The organism is Polaromonas sp. P1_E1_2 (assembly GCF_056406035.1).
Window position 1 is genome coordinate 1 of record NZ_JBFUAZ010000696.1, and the last position, 2,056, is coordinate 2,056.

The following is a 2,056-nucleotide window of genomic DNA, read 5'->3' on the forward strand; positions in this document are numbered from 1 at the left end:
GGTGCTGGCGGCAGGAGGCTGAGCCCGGCGCACAATGGCACCATGAAAACACCCAAGAGGCTGCAGTCGCTGCTCGAAGAAGGCCTGATCGATACCGTGGTACGGCAACTGATGAGCGGCAAGGAGGCCATGGTGTACGTGGTGCGCTGCGGCGACGAAACACGCTGCGCCAAGGTCTACAAGGACGCCACCGAGCGCAGCTTTCGCCAGGCGGTGGACTACACCGAAAACCGCAAGGTCAAGAACACCCGGCAGGCGCGCGCCATGGCCAAGGGCACGCGTTTCGGCCGGCAGGCCACCGAGGCGGCCTGGCAAAGCGCCGAGGTCGATGCGCTGTACCGGCTGGCTGCTGCCGGTGTGCGTGTACCCAAGCCGCACAACTTTTGCGATGGCGTGCTGCTGATGGAGCTGGTGACCGACGAGCACGGTGATGCCGCACCGCGCCTGAACGACGTGGAGTTCACGCCCGAAGATGCCCGCCAGCACCACGCCACGCTGCTCACGGAAGTGGTGCGCATGCTGTGCGCGGGCGTCGTGCACGGCGACTTGTCGGAATTCAATATCCTGCTCGGTGTGACGGACGGCCAGCCCGGCCCGGTCATCATCGACCTGCCGCAGGCGGTGGACGCTGCCGGCAACAACCACGCGGGCCGCATGCTGCTGCGCGACGTGGCCAACCTGCGCGGCTTCTTCGGCCGCTTTGCGCCGGAGCTGCTGCAAACCGACTACGGCAGCGAGATCTGGGACCTGTACCAGCGCGGCGTGCTGCAGCCCGAGACGGTGCTGACGGGCCGCTTTGCCCACAAGACCGGGCCGGTCAACCTCGGCGCCGTGATGGGTGAGATCGACGATGCGCGTGCTGAAGAGTCAGCGCGGCGGCTGCGCATGCAACAAGCCCGTTAGGTGCGTCTTTTCGCGAGGCGCTAGTGCGCCGGCGCAGTGGCAGCGCGCTTGCCGCCCAGCGTCACGCGTGCCGTGACATACGCCAGCAAGGCGCATCCGGCGATGCCGGCCACCATGGGGCGGGCGCTGCCGTCTACAAACACGCCCACCACCGCCATCACCACCGCGCCGGTGACAAACTGCAAGGTGCCCATGAGGGCCGAGGCCGTGCCGGCTATGGCGCCGTGTTCTTCCAGTGCCAGTACGGCGGTGGTTGGAACCACCAAGCCCAGAAATCCATAGCCCACCAGCATCAGCGCGATCATCACGTCCAGCCTTTCGATGCCCACCAGGTTCAGCACCAGCAGCAGGGCCATCACGGCGGCATAACCCGTCACGGCCACTTTCACGATGGGCACAAGCCCGAAACGCGCAGCCAGCTTGCCGGTGAACTGCGAAACCCCGATGAAGGAGGCTGCGTTGACTGCAAAGGCGATGCTGTACTGGCGCGGTGTCAGGCCGTAGTGGTTGATCAGCACAAAGGACGAGTTGGCAAGGTAGGCAAAAAAGCTCGAGATGCCGAAGGCGCCGATGAACACCAGGCCCATGAAATGGCGGTCGCGCAGCAGCACGCCGTAGGCGGTCAATGCGCTGCCAAAGCTGCTGTCCACTCGCTGCTCGGCAGGCCGCGTTTCCGGCAGGGTCATCGCAACCAGCGCCAGCCCTGCGGCGGCGGCTACGGTGACAGCCCAAAAAACGCTGCGCCAGCCGAAGGCTTCAATGAGGAAGCTGCCGGCCAGCGGCGCCAGGATGGGCGAGACGCTGAAGACCAGCATCAGCAGGGACATCAGCCGCGCGGCGTCATGGCCAGTATGCAGGTCCCGCACCACCGCCCGTGGCACCACCATGCCGGCGCAGGCGCCCAGGCCCTGGATGAAGCGCAGCACCACCAGCGTCTGGATGTCAGGCGCCAGTGCGCAGCCGATGCTGCCCGCGGCAAACAGCAGCAGCCCGAAGTACAGCGGCGGCTTGCGGCCCACCATGTCGGAGACCGGGCCGTAGATGATTTGCCCAATGCCGAGGGAGATGAAAAACGCCATCAGGCTGGCTTGCACCGCGCCCATGGAGGCGCCCAGGCTGTGCCCGATGGAAGGCAGCGCGGGAAGGTACATGT

General features: G+C 66.1%; 2 protein-coding genes. One reads left to right on the top strand and one right to left on the bottom strand.

The genetic code is table 11. The features are described from left to right. The first annotated feature begins 42 nt into the window (after positions 1-42). Positions 43-903 carry a PA4780 family RIO1-like protein kinase gene (locus tag AC1D1P_RS21840; RefSeq protein WP_457279183.1) on the top strand — a complete coding sequence of 287 codons (861 nt, stop codon included), beginning with the start codon at positions 43-45 and terminating at the stop codon, positions 901-903. 20 nt (positions 904-923) lie between these two features. On the opposite strand, the gene AC1D1P_RS21845 is transcribed toward AC1D1P_RS21840, so the two are convergent. After that, a complete protein-coding gene (locus AC1D1P_RS21845) occupies positions 924-2,054 on the bottom strand; it encodes a multidrug effflux MFS transporter (RefSeq protein WP_477674418.1) in 1,131 nt (376 codons plus the stop codon). Positions 2,055-2,056 lie beyond the last annotated feature (2 nt).